The sequence below is a fragment of the Streptomyces sp. NPDC088817 genome (assembly GCF_044750345.1).
Classification (GTDB): Bacteria; Actinomycetota; Actinomycetes; order Streptomycetales; family Streptomycetaceae; genus Streptomyces.
On record NZ_JBIVJN010000017.1, the window covers coordinates 46,457 to 67,448 of the forward strand.

The window sequence follows — 20,992 nt, forward strand, 5'->3', positions numbered from 1 at the left end:
CACTCCTCAGAGCCACGGGCCGAGCTCAGGAGCGTCGGCGAGCGTGTGGGGGCGGCCGGCCAGCCAGGCGGCGACCTCGGGCAGAGGGCCGTCGGGGAGCCCGGTCAGCCCGCGTTTGGTGCTGATCTCGTCGACCAGGGCGGTCAGGAAGCCGCTCGGGAGGTCGGCGAAGGTGACGCCGGTGCCGAGGTCGACGGCGTGGACGCACACCTCGCGAGCGCGCATCCACGGCAGCTCGGTGGCGGGGACCGTGCGGCCCTGGGCGGTGACGACCTGGTGCTGCCACTGCTCGTCGGTGAGCCCGTCGAGTCCCCCGGCGAGCCGGTGGGCGGAGGCGGTCAGCCAGGACCGCAGCTCGTCGGCCGTCAGGGCCGGGCCCTTGGCGATGCCGGCGGCGCGCTCCTCGGCGGAGGCGTACATCGGCGTCTGTTCGCCGGTGGCCGCCCAGTGCACCAGGTTGCACAGGGCGTCGGCGTTGGCGGCGACGTGCGCCGCGAGGTGCCCCCGAGTCCACTCGGGCAGCACGCTGGGGGCGGAGAAGCCGGCCTCGTCGAAGTCCGCGACGGCGTCGAGCAGCAGCTCGGTGCCCGCGCGGGCCCACTCGCGCGCGTCGGCGGACGTCCGCGTGCCGTCCGTCATGCGTGGACCACCTTGTTGGTGCAGGCGCCCAGCCCGGCGATCTCGGTGACCACGGTGTTGCCGGGGAGCAGGAAGACCTTCGGGTCGCGGGCGTTGCCCACACCGGCCGGGGTGCCGGTGGCGATGATGTCGCCGGGGCGCAGAGTGATGACGGTGGAGATGTACCGCACCAGGAACACCGGGTCGAACAGCAGCGTGCCGGTGTCGTCCTGCTGCATGACCTGACCGTCGACGACCGTCCTCACCTCGAGCGCGGGGCGGACGCCGCCGATCTCGTCGGGGGTGACGACGTAGGGGCCGACCGGGGTGGTGGCCTCCCAGATCTTGCCCTGGGTCCATTCGATGGTGCGGAACTGCCAGTCGCGCACCGAGACGTCGTTCATGACGGTGAAGCCGGCGATGGCGTCGGCGGCCTGCTGCTCGTCGGCGCGGCGCACCTGCTTGCCGATCACGACGGCCAGCTCGACCTCCCAGTCGAGCGCGTCGGTCTCGGCCGGCTTGACGATGTCGTCACCCGCGCCCAGCAGGGTCTCGGCGAACTTCGGGAAGAGGGTCGGGTAGTTCGGCAGCTCCCGGCCCATCTCCTTGATGTGGTTGGTGTAGTTGTGCCCGACGCAAATGATCTTGGAGGGGTTGGGCACGACCGGCGCGAAATCCGCGCCCCCGACCGGGTAGGTGGTGCCGAACGCGGCGGCGGCCCTGGCCTGCCAGTCGGTCTCGGCGAACAGCTCGCCCAGGTCGGCGTATCCGAGGTCGACCAGGAGGTCGCCGTCGAGACGGACCGCCCTGGTGCCGTCGGCGGTGCGGATGGTGGCGAGCTTCATGGTCAGGTGTCCTTCTGAGTGCGGTTGAGCCGGAGCGCCTCGAAGACGGGCGCGTCGGAGAAGCGGAAGAGGTCGAGGGCTCCCTCGTCGGAGTCGGTCGCGCCGGCCTCGGACCGGGCGGCGAACGGCTCCCAGGACGGGACGACGAACAGGTCGCCGCGGGTCACCGTCCAGGACGTGTCGCCGACGGTCACCACACCGGAGCCGTCGAAGACCTGGTAGACCGACGAACCGGTCTCGCGCACCGGCGTGGTCTCGGCGCCGCGGGCGACGCGGTGGAACTCGGCACGGACGGTCGGCAGGACGTCGGAGCCATCGTGCGGGTTGGAGTAGCGCACCGCGGCGTGGCCCGGCTCCACGGTGCCGCCGAACCCCTCCTTCTCCAGCAGGAGCTGGTCGCGGAGAGCGGCGTTGGTGTGTTCCCACTTGTACGACAGCAGCGGGCTGCCCGGCGTGGTGGGGGCGGCGGACAGCGGGCGCAGGCCGGGGTGGCCCCACAGGCGCTCGGAGCGCGACCGCCGCGGTGTGACACGCTCGGCGTCGCTGATCTCGTCGCGGCCGAACTCGAAGAACTGTGCCTCGGTGACGTACTGGAAGGGGATGTCCAGGCCGTCGATCCACGCCATCGGCTCGGAGGTGGCGTTGTGGTGGGCGTGCCAGTTCCAGCCGGCCTGCGGGAGGAAGTCGCCGCGGTTCATGGGCACCGGGTCACCGCCGACGACCGTCCACACACCCGAACCCTCGACGACGAAGCGGAAGGCGTGCTGGGTGTGCCGGTGCTCGGGGGCGTCCTCACCAGGCATGAGGTACTGGATGGCCGCCCACAGCGTCGGCGTGGCGAAGGGCCGGCCGCCGAGGGACGGGTTGGCCAGCGCGATGGCCCGCCGTTCGCCGCCGCGGCCGACGGGAACCAGGTCGCCGGCCTGGGCCGCCAGCCGCCGCAGCCGCTCCCAGCGCCACAGGTGCGGCACGGCGCGCGAGCGCGGGTGGGCCGGCATCAGGTCGCCGATCTCGGTCCACAGCGGGACGAGCAGTTCCTGTTCGAACCCGCGGTAGAGCTCTTCGAGTGCCGGGGTGACCTCGGGCTGCCCCTCCGCGGCGACGGCCTGGAGCCGGACCGGGGAACCCGTGGCGGTGTCTTGGGTTGTGGAGGTCTCAGTCACGGCATCAGCGTGCGCCGCGTCTGGTGGGAGAACATGGAGATTCTGGAGAGCAGAATCAAAGGAACGCGTCATGGACAAGCCGCTGAAGACACCGCCGCCCTACCCGATCGCCAGCGTGGACCACGCGCTGCGGGCGGCGACCATCCTGCAGATGGAGGGCGGCGCCACCGTCTCGCAACTCGCCGAGCGCCTCGGCGTCGCCCGCTCCACCGCCCACCGGATCCTGGCGATGCTGGTCTACCGGGACTTCGCCGTGCAGGACGAGGACCGCCTCTACCGCGCGGGACCGGTGCTGGAACTCGCCGCGCACTCCCAGTCCCTGGTCTCGCGGCTGCGCGCGGCGGCCCTGCCCCACCTGCACCGGGTCGTCGACCTGCTGGACGAGACCACGAACCTGACCGTGCGCACCGGGGACACGGCCCGGTTCATCGCCAGCGTCGAATGCCGGCAGGCCCTGCGGGTCGGCTCCCGGGAGGGAATGGTCTTCCCCGCGCACCGCACCACGGCGGGACTGCTCCTGCTCGCCGACCTCTCCGGCGAGGAACTGGACGAGGTGTACGCCCCCGAGCGCTACCGCGACCGTCCGGCCGACCGCCCGGACCTGGCCCGCCTGCACTCGGAGCTGAAACGGCTGCGGCGCAACGGGTTCGCCGTCAACAAGGAACGGTCCGAGCGGGGCCTGGTCGCCGTGGGTGTACCGGTGCGTGACCGGGACGGCACCGCGCTGGCCGGTCTGTCGGTGTCGATGCCCAGCGTGCGCTACGACCCGCACCGCCTCCAGTCCCTGGTCACGGCCCTGGGCTCCGCGGCACGCGCCCTGGAGGACGACCTGGCCGAGCAACGCTGATCCGCCCTGCGGAGCGACAGGCCGACCAGACTTACACGCACGATCTTTCTCTTATTCGACGCCCACATCATTGACGCACCGTAAAGCGAATGTCATTCTCCCCGCATCGCGCCCGACTCGCGCCGTGTCCTCTCCCCCCACCGCGTACGCAGAGCCGAGCCCTTTCACGCTCTGAAGGCTCCCCCTCTTCTCTCCGGGACGCCGCCCTTCCCAGCCAGGGAGAACAACGATGACACTCGACAACGGGGCACTCCCGTCCCACGGCCCGACCGCGGGGGCCGCCCGGACGCCGGGCTACGCGGGAACACTGGCTGCCGCCTGCGGCGCCGTCTTCGTGGCCCAGGTCGCGAACGCGCTGCCCGCCTCACTCAACGGTCTCTTCCAGCAGGATCTCGACACGCACGGATCCCAACTCACCTGGATCACTTCGGCGTTCATGATCGCCGTGGTCTGCTTCGAGTTCACCTTCGGCGTCCTCGGCGACCTCTTCGGACGCCGGCGGCTCGTCGTGACCGGCACGGCCCTGCTCACCGCGGGCAGCGCCGTCGCCGCGCTCGCTCCGACCGTCCAGGTCCTGTGGGTCGGCGCCGCCCTGAACGGCCTGGGCGCGGGCGCCATGTTCCCGGGCTCGCTGACCGCCCTCACCGCCGTCACCCGCACCCTGCGGGACCGGGCCCACGCGGTCGCGGTCTGGAGCGGGTTCCTGTCCGCGGGCGCCGCCGTGTCACCTCTGCTCGGCGGCATGTTCGCCAAGGTCGGCTCCTGGCGCGGCTCGTTCTGGGTGCTCGTCGCACTCGCCGTGGTCAGCATGGTGCTCACCCTGACGCTCGTCACGGAGTCGCGGGCGCCCGAGGGCCGCAGACTCGACGTGCCCGGTCAGGCCACCTTCGCCGTCGGCCTCATCCTCGTCCTGTACGGCGCCGTCGAGGGACCGGAGTCGGGGTGGACCACCCTTCCGGTCATCCTGTCCCTCGCTCTTGGCGCGTGCTTCCTCGCCGGGTTCGTGGTGGTGGAACTGGGAGCCGAGTCCCCCATCTTCGACCTGCGGCTCTTCCGCAACCGGGCCTTCGCCGTGTCGTCCGTCGTCGCGGTCGTCGGCATGCTCGCCTTCCTCGGCGCCTGCTTCTCCACGAGCATGTGGCTGGGACCCGTACAGCACCAGGATCCCATCCGCGTGGCCATCCCCTTCCTTCTCCTGCAGGGCCCCGCCTTTCTGCTCATCCCAGCTGTCTCCCGGCTCCTGCACCGGGTCGCCGCGTCCTGGCTGCTGACCGCCGGCTTCGTCCTGATGGCGGTCGGCTGCCTGCTGTGCACCCGACTGGACGTCACCGATGCCGGGCTCGGCGCGTTCGTCGCGCCCGCCCTGCTGATCGGCATCGGCTTCGCCCTGACCGTCAGCTCGGTGACGGCCGTGGCGCTGAACAGCGTGCCCCCGCATCTGGCGGGCATGGCCAGCGCCACCACCAACATGCTCCGCGACCTCGGCTTCGCCCTCGGCCCCGTCGTCGTCGGCGCGGTCGCCCTCAGCAACGCGAGGTCGGCGTTCACGCAGAACCTTTCCGGCGGAGACCTGCCGGCCGGCCAGCTCGCCGCCGCCCGCGAGATCGCCGAGGCGGGCGGCCCCATCGCCGTGAACAGCGTGCCACCCGGCGCCCCGGGATCCGCGGCGCACGGCCTGGCCCTGGACGCCCTGGGCAGTGGTTTCAGCACCGCGTTCCTGGTGTGCGGCGTGGCAGCCGCCGTCGCCGCGGCCCTGACCGCCTTCGGCATGCCCGGCCTCCGCACCCACCGTTCCCCCGAGAACGAGGCGCCCGCACCGCCAACCCCTGGAAGCGACGGCACAGCGGAGTCGGCCCCCACCGCCCTCCATCCCTGACCTCCTCCGACCTCGGCGACGTCAGGACGACACGGGGACGACCGGCACACGGCCCCGTCTGCCGCACACCGGAGCGCGGGAGACGGGGCCGTCAGAGCGGGTCGTGGGTGGTACTGCGGTTCGGGTTCCCGGCTACGGCCGCGGTCGGCCGGCCCGGAGGAGTCGGGCCGGCCGAGGGGGTGGTGCGCTGTCAGGATGCGGTGCAGGACGTGCCGTTGAGGGTGAAGCCGGTGGGGGCGGAGTTGCTGGAGCCTGAACTGCCCTGGAAGCCGAAGGATGTCGAGCCTCCGGCCGGCAGGGAGCCGTTGTAGCCGAGGTTGGTGACGGTCACCGCGTTGCCCGACTGGGTGGCGGTGGCGTTCCAGGCGCTGACGACCTTCTGGTCGTTCGGGAAGGTCCACTTCAGCGTCCAGCCGTTGATGGCGGCGCTGCCGGAGTTCTTCACGGTCACGTCGGCGTTGAATCCGCCCGCCCAGGAGCTGCTGATCTTGTAGCTCACGGCACAGGCGCCGGCGGGGTTGGTGGGCGGCGGGCTGCTGGGGGGCGGTGTGGTCGGCGGCGGAGTCGTGGGCGGGTTCGGAGCGTTGACGGCGAGCGCGTAGGCGACGTCGGGCAGGAACGTGCCCGCCTTGCCCGCGCAACCGTCCGCCTCACCCGGCGGTTTCACCCAGAGGAAGGCGTCGATCGCCGCGTCTCCGGTATTGACGGTGGGATAGTTCCCCAGGGAGCGACCGGAGGGATCGCACCAGGCCCCGCCGCCCGCAGGACCGTTGCCGTTCCGGCTGGTGTCCACCACGGCGTGCAGATGGGACGGGTTGCCCAGCGCCGAGAGGATCGCCTTGTCGTAACTCACCTCGCTGGAGGTGGTGTTGAAGTTGGAGACATTGGTGTAGAAGCCGTCGGCATTGTTCAGCACACCCGCGCTGCGCAGCCGGTTCGCCTGCTCGGAGGCGCTGTTCCAGGTGGAGTGACCGCCGTCCATGTAGACCTTGGCCTGGGGCGCGGCGGCGTGGATGGCGGCTCCGGCCCGCGAGAGTGAGGCGTAGCGGTCGTTCAGCTGCTGGGAGTTGAGGCAGGTGGTGAGGGCGATCGAGTCCGGCTCCAGAATGACGATCGACGGCCCGCTGCCGAGTCCTGCCGCGAAGCCGCGGGCCCAGTTGTCGTAGGAGGCGAGGTCCGGGGCGCCGCCCGCGGAGGCGCCTCCGCAGTCGCGGTTGGGGATCGCGTACGACACCAGCACCGGCACCTGGCCCGCGGCTGCCGCGGCCGAGGTGACCTTGCTGACGTCGGCGGTGACGGTGGACGGGCTGTACGTCGAGAACCAGACGGCCTGCGGCTGGCTTGCGATCTTGGCCGAGATCACGGGCTGGCGCGAGTCACCGGGGTTGGCGGCCGCCCACTTGACCACCTGGGAGTTGGGGTCCCTGTAGAGCTGGGTGCCGGCGGGCAGGCTGCCCTGCACCGCGGCCGCCTGCACCTGGGTGACCAGCACCGTTCCGGCCGTCGCCACACCGGCCGCCAGGCCCAGGGCGGCGACCCGGCGCCTGAGTGAGGAGCGGCGCGCGGAAAGGCCGCTGGGGGATTTCCCGGGATGCCGGGTGTGGTCGGGGGGTGTCACAGTCGTCCTCCGTGCTCTCAGGTCGGAGAGTGCCAGGGGCATGCGCAGGATCGTGGGAGCGCTCCCGCGCTCCTGAGCAGCGTATCCATGCGTGACAGGTTCACGTAATCCCTCGACTCCCGTGAATAACAAACTTCATGGGAGTGCCTCCGTGAAACGGTCCCTGGCTCCCGAGGACGGGGTCCCGGTCAGGTGAGCAGCAGCTCCGGCTTGTACATGTCCAGCCACAGCGCCAGGTTCACTGTGCGTTCGAGGCCGCGCCGTGAAGCCAGCGTGACCTGCGGGGCGTCCCGGTAGGCCGCCTGGTGCACCCGGTCCCGGTCGAGCAGGTCGAAGACCGGGTGGGACGGGCGGGCCAGGATGTCCCTGACGTGCTCCTGGATGGCGACGGCGTACTTCGGGTCCTGAGTCGACGGGTAGGGGCTCTTGGTCCTGTCGTACACGGACCGCGGGATCAGGTCGGCCGTCGCCTCCCTGAGCAGGCTCTTCTCCCTCCCGTCGAACGACTTCAGCGACCAGGGCGCGTTGTACACGTACTCGACGAGCCGGTGGTCGCAGAACGGCACCCGGACCTCCAGCCCGACCGCCATGCTCAGGCGGTCCTTGCGGTCCAGCAGGACCCGTACGAACCGGGTCAGGTGCAGATGGCAGATCTTCCGCATCCGGTACTCGAAGTCGCTCTCCCCGTCGAGGCGGCCGATGTCCGAGACGGCGGTGCCGTAGCTGTCGGCGACGTACGCCCCGAGGTCCAGGGCCTCGGCGAGAGCGGGGTTCAGGACGCCGCGGTCGCTGCCGAAGCGCTCGGCCTGGGCCATCCACGGGAAGGTGTCGCTGGTGCGGGCCTTCTCGTCGAAGAACTGGAGGTAGCCCCCGAAGACCTCGTCGGCCGACTCGCCGGACAGCGCGACCGTGGAGTGCTCGCGGATCGCCCGAAGGAGCAGGTAGAGGGAGGAGTCCAGATCGCCGATACCCACGGGCAGATCGCGCGCCCGGATCGTCTCCGCCCGTACGTCGAGGTCGGCGAGGGCCTGCGCGTCGATGACGATGTCCTGGTGCTCGGTGCCGGAGGCGCGGGCGACGTCGTGCACGAACGGGGCGTCGGGTGTGGTGCGCAGTTCGTCGGCGACGAAGTTGTCGGCGTGCCCCGCGAAGTCCACGGCGAAGCTGCGCACCTTCTCGCCGTGCTCGGCCAGTTGGCGGGCGGCCAGGGCGGTCAGGGCCGAGGAGTCCAGACCACCCGACAGCAGCATGCAGCGGGGTACGTCGGCGACGAGCTGGCGGCGGACGGTGTCGTCGAGCAGCGAGCGTACGGTGGCGATGGTGGCGCCGCGGTCGTCGGTGTGCGGACGGGTCTCCAGTTGCCAGTAGACGCGTCGGCGCATCCCCTGCCGGTCGAGGGTGAGGACGGTGCCGGGCTCCAGTTCGCGCATGCCGTCCCACATGGCGTGTCCGGGCGTCTTGACCATCACGAACATCTCGCGCAGTCCGTCGAGGCGGACCCGGGCGCGGGCGAGCGGATGGGCGAGGATGGCCTTGGGCTCGGACCCGAACAGCACGCCGTCGGAGGTCGGGTAGTAGTAGAACGGCTTGATCCCCATACGGTCGCGGACCATCACGAGCCGGTTGTGGCGGCCGTCCCACACCGCGAACGCGAACATGCCGTTGAGCCGCCTGGCGAGCCCCTCGCCCCATTCGAGGTAGGCGTTCAGGACGACCTCGGTGTCCGAGTCGGTCCTGAAGTGGTGGCCCAGACCGGTCAGCTCGTTCCGCAGCTCGGTGAAGTTGTAGGTCTCCCCCGCGTAGACGAGCACCACCGTGCCCTCGGGCGTCCGGACGCTCATCGGCTGCCGGCCACCGGGAAGGTCGATGATCGCGAGCCTGCGGTGGCCGAGGGCCGCGGGCCCCTCGGCCCAGGTGCCGCGGTCGTCGGGACCCCGGCAGGACATGGTCTCTGTCATCGCGTCCAAAGTCGCGCTCTCGGACCGCAGATCACGGTCGAAGGACACCCAGCCGGCGATCCCGCACATGTGTTACCTCCCGTGTCCGGCCCCCGGGCGAGCCCGACCACCTGCGGCTTCCCGCAGCCGCTCCCGGCGAACCAGTTCGTATTGAGCCCTACGAGCCTCGCCCCGGCCGCGAGCACCGGGGTCCGGGCCGCGGCCGTCGGCTCCCGGCCCGCCGGACAGCATTACCCCGGCTCGCGCGCCGTCTGGCCGACCCGGCGGCTTTCGCCCTCTTTCGGGCGCAGGAACTGTCCGGCGAATGGCTCTGCGCCGTCGCCGGTGGTCGCGCCACGAGATGCCCTCCCGCAACGTCGAACCCGCTCCCCCGCTTTGTCCGGGCGCGGCAGGCATACCGCTTCCCGCCGCCAGTTCATCGCCGTCGCGCCCGCTCGGCGCCGGCGGGACGACAACAGGTGTGCGGCCTTTTCCCGTTCGGCGGCAAAGCCGTTTGCCTTGTCGATATCCGCTCAAGCCGTTCAGGCGCCGCCCGCGCGGCCTTCCCGGGGCCGGTCACTCATCTATTGACATTCCGCAGAAGTCATGACATCTAGAGAGCATGGATTTTCGCCAACTCGAGTACTTCCGAGCGGTCGTCGAGGCCGGCTCGGTTTCGCAGGCCGCCAAGAATCTGCACATGACGCAGCCACCGCTGAGTCACGCCATCGCGAAGCTGGAGCGGGAGCTCGGAGTGAGTCTCCTCGAGCGAACCGTGAAAGGCGTGCACCCCACCCAGGCAGGCCTCCACCTGCTGTCCAGGGGCGAACGCCTGATAGCGGACCGGAACCGAGTCGTGGATACGCTGAAATTGATGGGAGGGGGCGCAATCGGCGATCTGCACATCGGCGTGGAACCCATGGTCATCAATGAAGTCATCGCGGACGTGTTGGCGGAATTCCTCGAACAGGCCCCGAAGGCACGCGTCACTCTGGCGGATGTCACTCCCGATCTCATTGTTCAAGGTGTTCTGTCCGGCGATCTGGACATGGGCTGTGTCCCGTTCGGGTCCACGCAATTCTCCAGATTCGTCACCGAGGGCTGCGACTGGTGCCCCATTATCGACATCAATGTCAAGCTCGCCGTACCGAGGTATCGCGCCACGGAATCCCGTCCCGACGGAAAGGGATGGGGACGGTGGATCCTGCCGTCCCGGCTCTCCGCGTTCTGGGGTATGCCGGACGCCGCGGAGAAGGCCTTGTCGGGCGACGACTCCTTCGAGGTCATCGAGGTGTCCACGCCGCAGACGGCGGTCGCCTTCGTCGCGGCCGGGCTGGGGGTCGCGCTCGTGACCGAGCGCATTGCCGGAAGGAGTGATTCGGTCGCACTTCTCGATCCCCCGGAATGGCTCCGGTCCATGCAGGCATCCCTGCTGTGGAAGCGCGGAGGGGAGATTACCCCGCTCATGGATCGCTGGCTGCAGGCCACTCGGACCGTCGCCGAGCATCGCCGCGCGCTCGGCCGGTGAGAGCAGCCATACGCGGAACTATGCACCCCCCTGCTGCGCCCTATATGGAAAGGGAGGATGAAATCAAGAGCACATCCCTGTGATCGACCGCCAAACTCGTGTGACGTGCGCCACATCCGGGCCGGTATCCGCTCTGCGGCGACACCCCCGCCAGCGCTGGAAGTGCCTGTTCAGAGGCAGTCGCACGCTCCAGCACCAGTCGGCCCGAAGGTCGGTGGCCGGCCCACTCGGGCCTCGCTGGGCCCTTCCGTTTTCTATTGCCCGTGCCGTGCGGCCGTGTCAGTCTTCCCGGCAATTCGACGGCGCGGGCCGTATCGATGAGAGAAACCTTCTCGTGCGATAGCCGCCCACGCCTTGGCTGCACGAACCGATGGCTCGGCCCGGTTCCGTGAATGACAAGAAGGGGCCGGTCAATGACGGCGGGAAACGCGAATCAGTCGGCACAGAGCCCTGTCGGACGCGAGTATCTCCCCTTTACCGGAAGTGAATATCTCGAAAGCCTCGACGACGGCCGCGAGGTCTGGATCTACGGGGAGCGGGTGGAGAACGTCGCCGAACACCCCGCGTTCCGCAACTCCGCCCGCATGATCGCTCGCATGTACGACGCCCTGCACGACCCCGCGCGCAAGGACGTCCTCACCGCGCCCACGGAGTGGGGAGGCTTCACCCACCGCTTCTACCAGGCACCCAAGAGCGTCGAGGAGCAGGTGGCCTCCCGCGACGCCATCGCCGAGTGGCAGCGGATCACCTGGGGCTGGATGGGCCGCTCCCCCGACTACAAGGGCTGCTTCCTCGGCACGCTCGGCGCCAACGCCGAGTTCTACCGGGGATTCGAGGACAACGCGCGCACCTGGTACCGCAAGGCCCAGGAGAAGACCTGGTACATCAACCACGCCATCATGAACCCGCCGGTCGACCGCGGCCTCGGTCCGGACGCGGGCAAGGACGTGTTCATCCGGGTCACCAAGGAGACCGACGCCGGCTTCTACGTCACCGGCGCCAAGGTGGTGGCCACCGGGTCCGCCCTGACGCACCACACCTTCGTCGGTCACGTGGGCCAGGTCGCCGTGCAGGACCCGGCCTTCTCGCCGGTGTTCATCACGCCCACCAACGCGCCCGGCGTGAAGCTGCTCTGCCGTACCTCGAACGAGTACCGCGCGGCGGTGCTGGGCAGCCCGTTCGACTACCCGCTGTCGAGCCGGCTGGACGAGAACGACGCCATCCTGGTCCTCGACAACGTGTTCGTCCCCTGGGAGAACGCGTTCATCTACAACGACCTGGAACAGGCCAACAAGTACAACATCCACTCGGGCTACCTGGAGCGCGCCTCCCTGCACGGGTGCACCCGGTTCGCCGTCAAGATGGACTTCCTCGTCGGCATGCTGTCCCGCGCCCTCGATGTCACCGGGGCCGGCTCGTTCCACGGCGTCATGTCCCAGCTCGGCGAGGTCATCGCCTGGCGCAACACCTTCTGGGCGCTGTCGGACGCGATGGCGAAGAGCGCGGTGCCGTGGAAGGGCGGCATGATCCAGCCCGACCCGCAGTTCGCCGGCGCCTACCGCGTGATGAACCAGCTCGCCATGCCGAAGATCAAGAACATCATCGAGCAGGTCGTGGCCAGTGGGCTGATCTACCTCAACTCCCACGCCAACGACTTCAAGACCGCGGACATCCGCGGCTATCTGGACACCTACCTGCGCGGTACGGGCGGCATCGACGCCGAGGAGCGCGTGAAGGTCATGAAGATGCTCTGGGACTCCATCGGCACGGAGTTCGGAGCCCGGCACGAGCTGTACGAGATCAACTACATCGGCAGCAACGACGTGACGCGTCAGACCAACCTGTTCGGCGCACGGGGCAGCGGCCTGCTCGACTACTGCAAGTCATTCGCGCAGAGCGCCATGGACGAGTACGACCTGAACGGCTGGACGGTTCCGGACCTGCGCAATCCCGACGACGTCAGCATCCTCAAGGGCTGACGGCCGGCGCGGCTCCCCGTCGAGAGGGAGCCCCGGTCATCCGGCGGCGCCGGAACGTACGCGTCGCCGTGCTCTCACCCACCCCAGGAGGACCCGTGGCTACGGCAATCGATGCCGCCCAAGTCACCTACGAGGCACCGGATCTCGAGGTGATGGAGAAGTTCCTGACCGCGTTCGGCATGGTGCCGGCCGAGGGCAGCGACGACCGGACCCTGTACATGCGGGGTACGGGCACTCAGCATCACATCCATGTGACCCGCAAGGGCGGGAAACAGCGCTTCGTCGGCGCGTCCATCGAGGTCGCCGCCTACGACGACCTCGTCGAGCTCGCCGCGCTGCCGGGATCCTCCCCGGTCCGCGAGTCGGCGGAGCCCGGCGGCGGCCACGAGGTCGCGATGACCACGCCCGACGGCTTCGAGATCCGGGCGATATGGGGCCGGCGCAGGGCCGAGCCGATCCCGGACCGGGAACCCTTCGCGATGAACAACATCCGCGACAAGAACCGGGTGAACGCCGCCGTCCGCCAGCCCGTCGCGCCGTGCACCATCGCCCGCCTGGGTCACTTCGTGCTGCATGTGAAGAACCACGACGAGACCATGGCCTGGCTCAACGAACGCTTCAACTTCCTCCCCTCCGACTACTTCGTCCCGCCGGGCGAGGAGGGGCCCGTCGTCGGCACCTTCGTCCGGCTGGACCTGGGCGAGCAGCTCGTGGACCACCACTTCATGCTCGTCCTGCAGTCGGACTGGGCGGGAATCCACCACAGCGCGTTCGAGGTCACCGACATGGACGCCGTCATGTCGTCGCACGACCACCTCATCCGGCAGGGATACTCCCTCGACGTCGGAGTCGGCCGCCACCTGCTCGGCAGCCAGATCTTCGACTACTGGAAGGACCCCTTCGGCTTCCGCATCGAGCACTACACCGACGGCGACATCGTCGACCACAACCACCGGCCGACCAAGTTCAACGGCACCGCCAGCGACACCACCCAGTGGGGGAACCGCCCGCCCCTGGAGTTCTTCCAGTGACCGCCGCGGCGAACGCGGACCTCGCCGGACCACTGCCCGAAGCCGTCCGGGGACAGTTGGCGGGGGCGGGCTCGGCCACCGTGGCCAACATGCTTCTCCGGCGCGGCCTGCGGAACGTGATCATGGCCGGGGTGCGGCCGCTGACGGCCGGCCAGCAGCCGCTGGTGGGCCCGGCCTACACCCTGCGGTTCATCCCCGCACGCGAGGATCTCGACACCCTCGCCACCTATTCGAGCAGCGACAACCTGCACCGGCGGGCGATCGAGGAGTGCCCGACCGGCGCGGTGCTCGTGATCGACGCGTTCGGCTGCACGGCCGCCGCGTCCATGGGCGACATGATGGCGGCGCGGCTGAAGCACCGCGGAGCGGCCGGCGTGGTCACCGACGGCGGCTACCGCGACTCGGAGGCCATCGGGCGGACGGGCCTGCCGTGCTACCAGCGGGACAACGCCCCTCGGGCGACCCCCATCGCGCTGCACCCGGTCGCGCTCGACGAGCCCGTCGGGTGCGGCGGAGTGGCGGTGTACCCCGGCGATGTGCTGCTCGGCGACGGCGACGGCGTCGTGGTCATCCCTCGTGAACTGGCCGCGGAGGTCGCCGCGGAGGCCGCCGACGCCACCGCGTACGAGGAGTTCGCGGCCCGTGAACTCGAGCGGGGCCGGTCCCTCTTCGGACTGTTTCCCGCCACACCCGAAAGCCGCCAGGAATACGACGCGTGGGTGGCCGCGGGCCGCCCCGGATCGGAGTGAACAGTGGACATCAACCCCGCGACCATGAGGTCGCTCGAAGTCCTGATCCATGCCGCAGACCTCAAGGACGGGGACTGGATCGACTATCCCGACTACGGGTTCCGTCAGTACTTCCTCTACAAGAACCCCGACACCGGCGCCAGCATCGCCCTCCTCGAGTACCAGCGGGGCGGCACCATCCCGACCAAGCACACGCACGCGTCGAACCAGTTCATGTACTGCCTCGAGGGCGACTACGAGTACACCGACTCCGGCCTCCGGCTGCGTCCCGGGTCGTTCTACATGAACCCGAAGGACCACCCCCACGGTCCGACCCTGGCGCACGAGCGCAGCGTGCTGATCGAGATCTACGACGGCCCGCACTACTACGAGAAGCCCGAGTACCACACGGACGAGACGATCGGCGACTTCCTTGCCAAGGAGTGAGGCGCGGGCCCGTCCGACGTATTCCTGCCGAACTCGCGACGCTGAGGGAGCGCGATGATGAGCGAAACCACCAAGACCCTGTTCGACACACACGAGGTGCTGGCTGAATTCGGCCTGGACCAGGTGCATTCCGGCACTTACACGGACTCGCTCGGCTGGGGCGCCGTCGAGGGCCGTCCGGTCATCGAGGCGCAGTGTCCCGCCGACGGCGAGGTCGTGGGCCGGATCGCGGCCTCGGACGGCCAGGACTACGAGACGCTCGTGGCCGCCGCCGTCGAGACGCAGAAGAAGTGGCGGATGGTACCGCCGCCGCGGCGTGGTGAATTCGTGCGCCGGATCGGCCAGTTGATCGAGGAGAATCTGGAGAGCCTGGCCGCTGTCGTCTCGCTGGACACCGGCAAGTCGACGATGGAGGCCAAGGGCGAGCTCCGTGAGGCGGTCGACATGTCGACGCTGGCCGCCGGCCAGGCGCGGATGATGTACGGCTTCACGCAGCAGTCCCAGCGCGCCGAGCACCGCATGTACGACCAGTGGCTGCCGCTGGGCGTCGTCGGGCTGATCAGCGCGTACAACTTCCCGGCCGCCGTCTGGGCGCAGAACGGGTTCCTCTCCGCGATCGCCGGCAACACGGTGATCTGGAAGCCGAGCCCCAAGGTGCCGCTGACCGCCGTCGCCGTGCAGAAGCTGGTCAACAGGGCCGCGGCGGAACTGGGGTGCGAGGGCGTGTTCTCCCTGTTCATCCCCGACGACAACACCGTCGCCGAGAAGATGGTCTCCGACAGCCGTGTCGCCATGATCTCGTTCACCGGTTCCACCGCGGTGGGGCGCAAGGTCGCCGAGATCGTCGGCTCGACGCTGGGCCGCCGCTACCAGCTGGAGTGCTCGGGCAACAACGGCTGCATCGTCGACGAGACCGCCGACCTGGAACTCGCCGCGAAGGCACTGACGTTCGGTGTGGTCGGCACGACCGGCCAGCGCTGCACGAGCACCCGTCGTGTCATCGCCCACACGAGCATCGCGGACGAACTGGTCGAGCTGCTGAAGAAGGCCTTCGACCAGATCGCCATCGGTGACCCACGCGACCCGGACACCGTGGTCGGCCCGCTGATCGACCAGCGTGCGGTGGAGGACTACAAGAAGGTCCTCGCCGGCGCCGAACGCGAGGGCGCCACCGTGGTGTACGGCGGCAAGGTGATCGACCGCCCGGGTCTGTACGTCGAGCCGGCCATCGTCACGGGTGTCCGACCGCACTTCGAGATCGCTCAGTCGGAGACCTTCGTGCCGATCGTCTCCGTGCTGACCTACGACGATCTCGAGGAGGCCATCGAGATCCACAACGGCGTCGCCCAGGGTCTTGCCTCGGGCATGCACAGCACGAACCTGACCAACATCGAGACGTTCCTGTCGGCTCGGGGCAGTGACTGCGGAATCGTGCGCGTGAACATGGGCACGACGGGCGCCGATGTCGGTTCCGCCTTCGGCGGCGAAAAGGAGACCGGCGGTGGCCGTACGGCCGGTTCGGACGCCTGGAAGGGATTCATGCGCCGCCAGAGCGTGTGCGTGAACTGGGGCGGAACGTCCGCCTGGGACAACCGCATCGAGCTCTGAGGACAACAGCGATGAAGAAGCAGCGTATCCGTTCCACCGCCGTGCGGGAGCCGGCGGACAAGATGTGGTCGAACTGCCTGAGGATCGACGACCTCGTCATGGTCTCCGGAATGACCGCCCGCGGGCAGGACAGGGAGACCGTCCTCGGCGAGACGTCCTACGAGCAGGCCAAGGTCGTCTTCCAGAAGATCAAGGACCTGGTCGAGGCGGCGGGCGCGGTCATGGACGACGTCGTCAAGATGACCATCTACGTCACGGACATCAGTGACAACGCCGAGGTCTGGAAGGCCCGTCAGGAGTTCTTCTCCGGCGACTTCCCCGCCTGCACGCTGGTCGAGGTCTCCGCCCTCGCCAAGCCGGAGATCCTCCTCGAGATCGAGGCCATCGCCGTAGCGGGTTGCAGCGCGGACTGACCCCTGGGGCCTCTCGTTTGGATCATGCCGGGCTGATCCAAACGAAAGACCCTAGCGGCGACATCGGGCGGGTCGGGCCATCGACATTCCGCCGCAGGAGCCCTATTTCTCACAAGGACAGGAACCACCGTGTCTTCATACACCAGGAATCCCAGACCGGCTGATTCGTCACTGGCTGCCGCGGCGGAAGACCATGCCCTGGTCAGCGTGCCGTCGGCGGAACGCCGGAGCGGCTACCAACTCGCCCTCAGCCCGGTCAGCGTCGCCACCGCCCTCGTCGTCTTCGCCATCGCCGGCTTCACCGTCGTGCTCGCCGGTTTCACCGTGGGCCTGATCGTCGGTGTCCTCGTCGCGGCCTTCGCGGTGGGGCTCGGCAAGGCCCTGGGGCGGATGGCGTTCGAAACCGGCATGTCGAGCACCATCACCTCCCGGTTCTTCGGATTCGGCTTCAGGGGCTCGGCGATCGGCTCGGTCATCTTCGCGTTCATGATTCTCGGCTTCCTCGCCGTCGAGGCCGCCCTCCTCTACCAGGGCACGCTGTTGATGTTCGGCCTGCCCGACTCGTGGGGGTGGCGCATCCTGATCTACGGCGGCATGACACTGCTGTGGATCGGGCTCGCCATCTTCGGCATCAAGCTCGCCCTGCGGGCCACCGGCGTCCTGATCGCCGTCACACTGCTCGTCACGATCTACATGATCGTCGACATTTATGTGATCCAGGGCGCCAGCCCCATGGACGTGTTCACCTACGCGGGAGTCGTCCCCGGGGGCCTGTGGCCGCGACTCGAGTCCGCAGTCTCGGTCATGGGCGCGACGGCGGGAACCATCGCTCTGGTCACGACGGACTTCGCGCGTTACTGCCGCACGCGGCGCGACGTGACGGTCCTGGCCGTGGCCGGCCCGATCACCCAGAACATCATCATGACCGTCCTGGGCTCCCTCGTCGTGATCGGCGGCATGCCCCAGGTCATCGACTACCTGATGGTCCACAACAAGGGCATGAACCCGGAGGCGGCCGCTGTCGCGGGCAACGCGTTCGTCATGCAGAACACGGGTGCCTTCTTCGTCATCTTCGCGGGCTGGATGGGCTTCGTCACCATCTACGCGGCCCAGGCCAAGGCGCAGGCGATCAACGCCTACTCCGGATCGCTCTCGCTGGTCAACCTGATCGACTCCCTCACCGGCAGAAAGCCGGGCCGGGCGGCGATGGTGGTCGTCGGCAACATCATCGCCCTGGTGATGATCTCCGCCGGGATCCTGGAGAAGTTCACCCAGTACCTGGCGTACCTGGGCGCCATGACGCTCGGCATGTGCGGCGTGATGATCGCGGACTACTACCTGGTGCGCCGGGCGCGGTTCGACCGCGCCACCCATCGGGTCGAGAAGTGGAACTGGGCCGGAGTCGTCACGCTGGTCCTGTCCGCGGCGGTCGGCGTGGTCCTGATGGCCACCGACGTCTTCGCCCTCGGGTTCCTGGTGTCCCTGGTGCTGGCCCTCGCCGTCTACCCGGTGCTGCGGCACTGGCTGCCCGAAGGCACCGGCACCACGTTCGTCGCGGGCGAGGACGCTCTCGAAGAGGCCCGTTGACCCCTGCCGGCAGCCACGGCCCACGGCACGTGGCTGCCGGTCCCCCACCGGCCCTGGACCAGGGCCGGACCCCACGACTCATCCAGGAGGCTTCGGGATGACCGAGATCATGTGGGACTCGGAGATCTACGAGAAAGCCGCTGACGCCAGGACCCTCGCGTCGAGCGCGGCGGTACCGTCGCTCGCCGATCCGCGTCAGCTGCGCAACACGCTGGGGAACTTCGCCACCGGAGTCGTCGTCCTCACCTATCGGTCCGGCGACAGCTACTACGGGATCACCGTGAACTCCTTCACGTCGGTGTCCCTGGACCCGCCCCTGGTGCTGGTGTCCATGCAGCGGACCTCGCGCGCACTGAGCTACCTGCTCGAGCGGCCTTTCGCGGTCAACGTGCTCGGGGACAACCAGCTCGCCACCGCGCTCCAGTTCGCCGGCAAACCGCAGGACACCCACCGCATCGAATGGGTCGGCGACGACGTGGCACCACGGATCAACGGCTCGCTGGCGTACTTCCAGTGCACTCCGTGGGCGGGGTACGACGGCGGCGACCACGTCCTCGTGCTCGGGCGTGTGCTGTCCTACGGCCAGCAGGACGACACCCGGCCCCTGCTCTTCTACCGCGGCCAGTGGGGCGCTCTGGCCGAAGCCGCCGAGCGAGGCGCCGGCGAGGGCGCCCAGTCCGAGAGGGGCCGACGGTGATGGCCGACACGCAGGTGGACGAGGAAACGAACAGACTCCTCGCGGAGTTGACGGACATCTACCCGCTCCTGCAGAGGGAGGCCGAGGACAGCGAGCGCCTGCGGCGGCCGACACCGGTGGTGCAGGACGCCCTCCGCGACAGCGGGATCCTCAAGCTGATGGTGCCGGCCGAACTCGGCGGCCTGGAGGCTTCGCCGCTGCGGATCCTGCACGTGATGGAGAAGCTGTCCCACGCCGACGCCTCGCTGGGCTGGCTGGTGCGCGCCCTGACGAGTGAGACGGCGACAGCGGCCACCTACTTGAGCGACGAGGCGGTCGGCGAGCTGTTCGCCGACGGCACGTACCCGCTGGTGGCAGGGCAGTCGACCGCTTTCACCGGCCGGGCCGTCCGGGAAGGCGGCGGCTACCGGGTGAGCGGGGTCTGGAAGTTCGCCCCGGGGGTGTCGATGGCCACCCACCTCAATCTGGCGGTGACGGTCGAGGGCACGGGAGAGCGGCTGGTCTGCCTGGTTCCCCGTTCGGCCCTGCGGATCAGTGACAACTGGGACATGCTGGGGCTGCGCGCGACCGCGAGCCTGGACTACCGGGCCGAGGAGGTGCTCGTCGAGGACAAGTACGTCTTCGGCATCGGCCCCGAGAACGCCCGCCGAGGCCGCTGTGTGAGCCGGGTCAGCCCCGCCCTGCTGGCCGGACTGCACCAGGCGGCCTGGTCCCAGGGGGTCGGGCGGCGCATGCTCGACGAGCTGCGCGAGCTGACCCGGCGCAAGGACCCTGCCGAGGGTTCCCCGGTCACCAGTGACGAGTTCTTCGCGGAGTTCGCACGGCACTTCTCGCACGTCCGGGGCACGATGGCGCTGCTGCGCGAGACCTGGCGGGACAACGAGTCCACGCTCGCGACGGCAGCGCAGTTGACGGACGAGCAGGAGACGATGTCGCGGCTCGCCTGCAGCCTGGCCACCCGGACCGCGCTGGAGATCAGTCAGCTCGTGCACCGTTTCGCGGGCGCTCAGGTCATGCGGAACGGCACGTTGCAGCGGTTCTTCCGCGACAGCCACGCCGGAAGCCAGCACCGGGGCTCCTCGCACATAGTGACGCAGAAGTGCGGCCGGATGCTGTCGGGCACCCTGCCCGCCGGATCGCACTGGGGATTCTTCGACCTGGTGATTCCCGAGCCTGCGGCCGCCGGAAAGGAATGACGTGAGACTGGCAACCGTGCGCACCCGGCAGGGCACATGCGCAGCCCGCCTGGACGGTGAGGAGTTCACCGAAATCCCCGGTCACGCCGACGTCGGTTCCCTGCTGGCGGACGAGGACTGGCGGCGGATCGCGGCGAACGCCACCGGGCGCCGGCACCGCGGGGGCGACGTCGAGGTGCGGACCGTCGTACCGCGTCCGTCGAAGGTGCTGTGCGCCGGCCTCAACTACACGAGCCACATAAAGGAGATGGGCCGGGAACTCCCCTCTCATCCCACTCTCTTCGCGAAGTTCGCCGACACCTTGACCGGCCCGGCCGACGCGGTGCCGGCCGTGGCGGAGGACCCGGAGATGGACTGGGAGGGGGAACTCGCGGTCGTCGTCGGAAGGACCGCGTACAAGGTCCGTGAGGAGGAGGCGGACCAGTACATCGCCGGCTTCACGGTGGCCAACGACATCTCCATGCGGGGGTGGCAGTACCGCACGACGGAGTGGCTGCAGGGCAAGATCTGGGCACGTTCCACTCCCGTCGGCCCGGTCATGACCACGCCCGACGAGTTCGATCCCGCAACGGCCGTGCTGCGCACCACGCTCAACGGCACCCCGGTGCAGGAGCACAGGATCGCGGATCTGCTGTTCACTCCCGCCCACCTGGTCGCCTACGTGTCGACCATGCTGCCGCTGCACCCCGGGGACCTGATTCTCACCGGCACCCCCGGTGGAGTGGGAAGGGCTCGCTCGCCGCAGAGGTATCTGAGGCCCGGGGACCTGGTCGAGGTGACCATCGACGGTATCGGCACGGTGTCCACCCCGATCACCTGAGTCCCGCTGCGCCGCCGGCCCGGTACGCCCCATGAGGGGACGTACCGGGCCGGG

18 protein-coding genes are annotated in these 20,992 nt (G+C 69.3%); 13 read left to right on the forward strand and 5 right to left on the reverse strand.

The annotated features are described in order from the left end of the window. Window positions 1-6: 6 nt before the first annotated feature. From ACIP4X_RS27700 to ACIP4X_RS27710, 3 genes are read right to left on the reverse strand one after another with little or no spacing between them, the layout of a single operon-like run. Window positions 7-639 (reverse strand): maleylpyruvate isomerase family mycothiol-dependent enzyme, encoded by a 633-nt coding sequence (locus ACIP4X_RS27700; RefSeq protein ID WP_401351109.1) that lies wholly within the window; start codon window positions 637-639, stop codon window positions 7-9. Continuing rightward, complete coding sequence (locus ACIP4X_RS27705) at window positions 636-1,463, reverse strand: fumarylacetoacetate hydrolase family protein (RefSeq protein WP_358730300.1); 828 nt, start codon at window positions 1,461-1,463, stop codon at window positions 636-638. Before ACIP4X_RS27705 ends, ACIP4X_RS27700 begins: the two co-directional genes overlap by 4 nt. A gap of 2 nt (window positions 1,464-1,465) precedes the next feature. Beyond that, the gene (locus tag ACIP4X_RS27710; RefSeq protein ID WP_401351111.1) at window positions 1,466-2,626 is read right to left on the reverse strand and encodes a cupin domain-containing protein; all 1,161 of its coding nucleotides are present in this window, start codon (window positions 2,624-2,626) and stop codon (window positions 1,466-1,468) included. A 70-nt stretch (window positions 2,627-2,696) separates the two neighbouring features. On the opposite strand from ACIP4X_RS27710, the gene ACIP4X_RS27715 reads away from it, so the two are divergent. Together ACIP4X_RS27715 and ACIP4X_RS27720 are read left to right on the forward strand one after the other, a co-directional pair. After that, window positions 2,697-3,473, forward strand: coding sequence for an IclR family transcriptional regulator (locus ACIP4X_RS27715; protein ID WP_358730298.1), 777 nt, complete (start codon window positions 2,697-2,699; stop codon window positions 3,471-3,473). 229 nt (window positions 3,474-3,702) lie between these two features. Beyond that, window positions 3,703-5,349, forward strand: a complete 1,647-nt coding sequence (locus ACIP4X_RS27720) for an MFS transporter (RefSeq protein ID WP_358730297.1) — start codon at window positions 3,703-3,705, stop codon at window positions 5,347-5,349. Between the two features lie 190 nt (window positions 5,350-5,539). Here the strand turns inward: ACIP4X_RS27720 and ACIP4X_RS27725 are convergent, their stop codons facing one another. Beyond that, a complete protein-coding gene (locus tag ACIP4X_RS27725; protein ID WP_358730296.1) occupies window positions 5,540-6,967 on the reverse strand; it encodes a glycoside hydrolase family 6 protein in 1,428 nt (475 codons plus the stop codon). Between the two features lie 188 nt (window positions 6,968-7,155). Then, window positions 7,156-8,994, reverse strand: a complete 1,839-nt coding sequence (gene asnB / locus ACIP4X_RS27730) for an asparagine synthase (glutamine-hydrolyzing) (RefSeq protein WP_358730295.1) — start codon at window positions 8,992-8,994, stop codon at window positions 7,156-7,158. A gap of 532 nt (window positions 8,995-9,526) precedes the next feature. Here asnB and ACIP4X_RS27735 point away from each other — a divergent pair. From ACIP4X_RS27735 to ACIP4X_RS27785, 11 genes are all read left to right on the forward strand, one after another. After that, a complete protein-coding gene (locus tag ACIP4X_RS27735; RefSeq protein ID WP_358730294.1) occupies window positions 9,527-10,432 on the forward strand; it encodes a LysR family transcriptional regulator in 906 nt (301 codons plus the stop codon). 413 nt (window positions 10,433-10,845) lie between these two features. Continuing rightward, a complete protein-coding gene (locus ACIP4X_RS27740; RefSeq protein WP_358730293.1) occupies window positions 10,846-12,411 on the forward strand; it encodes a 4-hydroxyphenylacetate 3-hydroxylase N-terminal domain-containing protein in 1,566 nt (521 codons plus the stop codon). 95 nt (window positions 12,412-12,506) lie between these two features. Beyond that, window positions 12,507-13,442: a VOC family protein gene (locus ACIP4X_RS27745; protein WP_391457662.1), complete on the forward strand. Its 936-nt coding sequence runs from the start codon at window positions 12,507-12,509 to the stop codon at window positions 13,440-13,442. Continuing rightward, complete coding sequence (locus ACIP4X_RS27750; RefSeq protein ID WP_391457660.1) at window positions 13,439-14,191, forward strand: dimethylmenaquinone methyltransferase; 753 nt, start codon at window positions 13,439-13,441, stop codon at window positions 14,189-14,191. Before ACIP4X_RS27745 ends, ACIP4X_RS27750 begins: the two co-directional genes overlap by 4 nt. A 3-nt stretch (window positions 14,192-14,194) precedes the next feature. Further along, window positions 14,195-14,617 carry a cupin domain-containing protein gene (locus ACIP4X_RS27755; protein ID WP_391457658.1) on the forward strand — a complete coding sequence of 141 codons (423 nt, stop codon included), beginning with the start codon at window positions 14,195-14,197 and terminating at the stop codon, window positions 14,615-14,617. Window positions 14,618-14,674: 57 nt separating this feature from the next. Further along, complete coding sequence (locus ACIP4X_RS27760) at window positions 14,675-16,225, forward strand: aldehyde dehydrogenase family protein (RefSeq protein WP_358730289.1); 1,551 nt, start codon at window positions 14,675-14,677, stop codon at window positions 16,223-16,225. Between the two features lie 11 nt (window positions 16,226-16,236). Next, the gene (locus ACIP4X_RS27765) at window positions 16,237-16,638 is read left to right on the forward strand and encodes a RidA family protein (protein WP_358730288.1); all 402 of its coding nucleotides are present in this window, start codon (window positions 16,237-16,239) and stop codon (window positions 16,636-16,638) included. A gap of 207 nt (window positions 16,639-16,845) precedes the next feature. After that, window positions 16,846-18,225: a cytosine permease gene (locus ACIP4X_RS27770; RefSeq protein WP_391457655.1), complete on the forward strand. Its 1,380-nt coding sequence runs from the start codon at window positions 16,846-16,848 to the stop codon at window positions 18,223-18,225. Window positions 18,226-18,322: 97 nt separating this feature from the next. Beyond that, on the forward strand, window positions 18,323-18,922 hold the full coding sequence (locus ACIP4X_RS27775; RefSeq protein ID WP_358730286.1) for a flavin reductase family protein: 600 nt from the start codon (window positions 18,323-18,325) through the stop codon (window positions 18,920-18,922). After that, window positions 18,922-20,118 carry an acyl-CoA dehydrogenase family protein gene (locus tag ACIP4X_RS27780; RefSeq protein ID WP_391457653.1) on the forward strand — a complete coding sequence of 399 codons (1,197 nt, stop codon included), beginning with the start codon at window positions 18,922-18,924 and terminating at the stop codon, window positions 20,116-20,118. The genes ACIP4X_RS27775 and ACIP4X_RS27780 overlap by 1 nt, the downstream gene beginning before the upstream one ends. A gap of 1 nt (window position 20,119) precedes the next feature. Next, complete coding sequence (locus ACIP4X_RS27785; protein WP_358730284.1) at window positions 20,120-20,938, forward strand: fumarylacetoacetate hydrolase family protein; 819 nt, start codon at window positions 20,120-20,122, stop codon at window positions 20,936-20,938. Window positions 20,939-20,992: the final 54 nt, after the last annotated feature.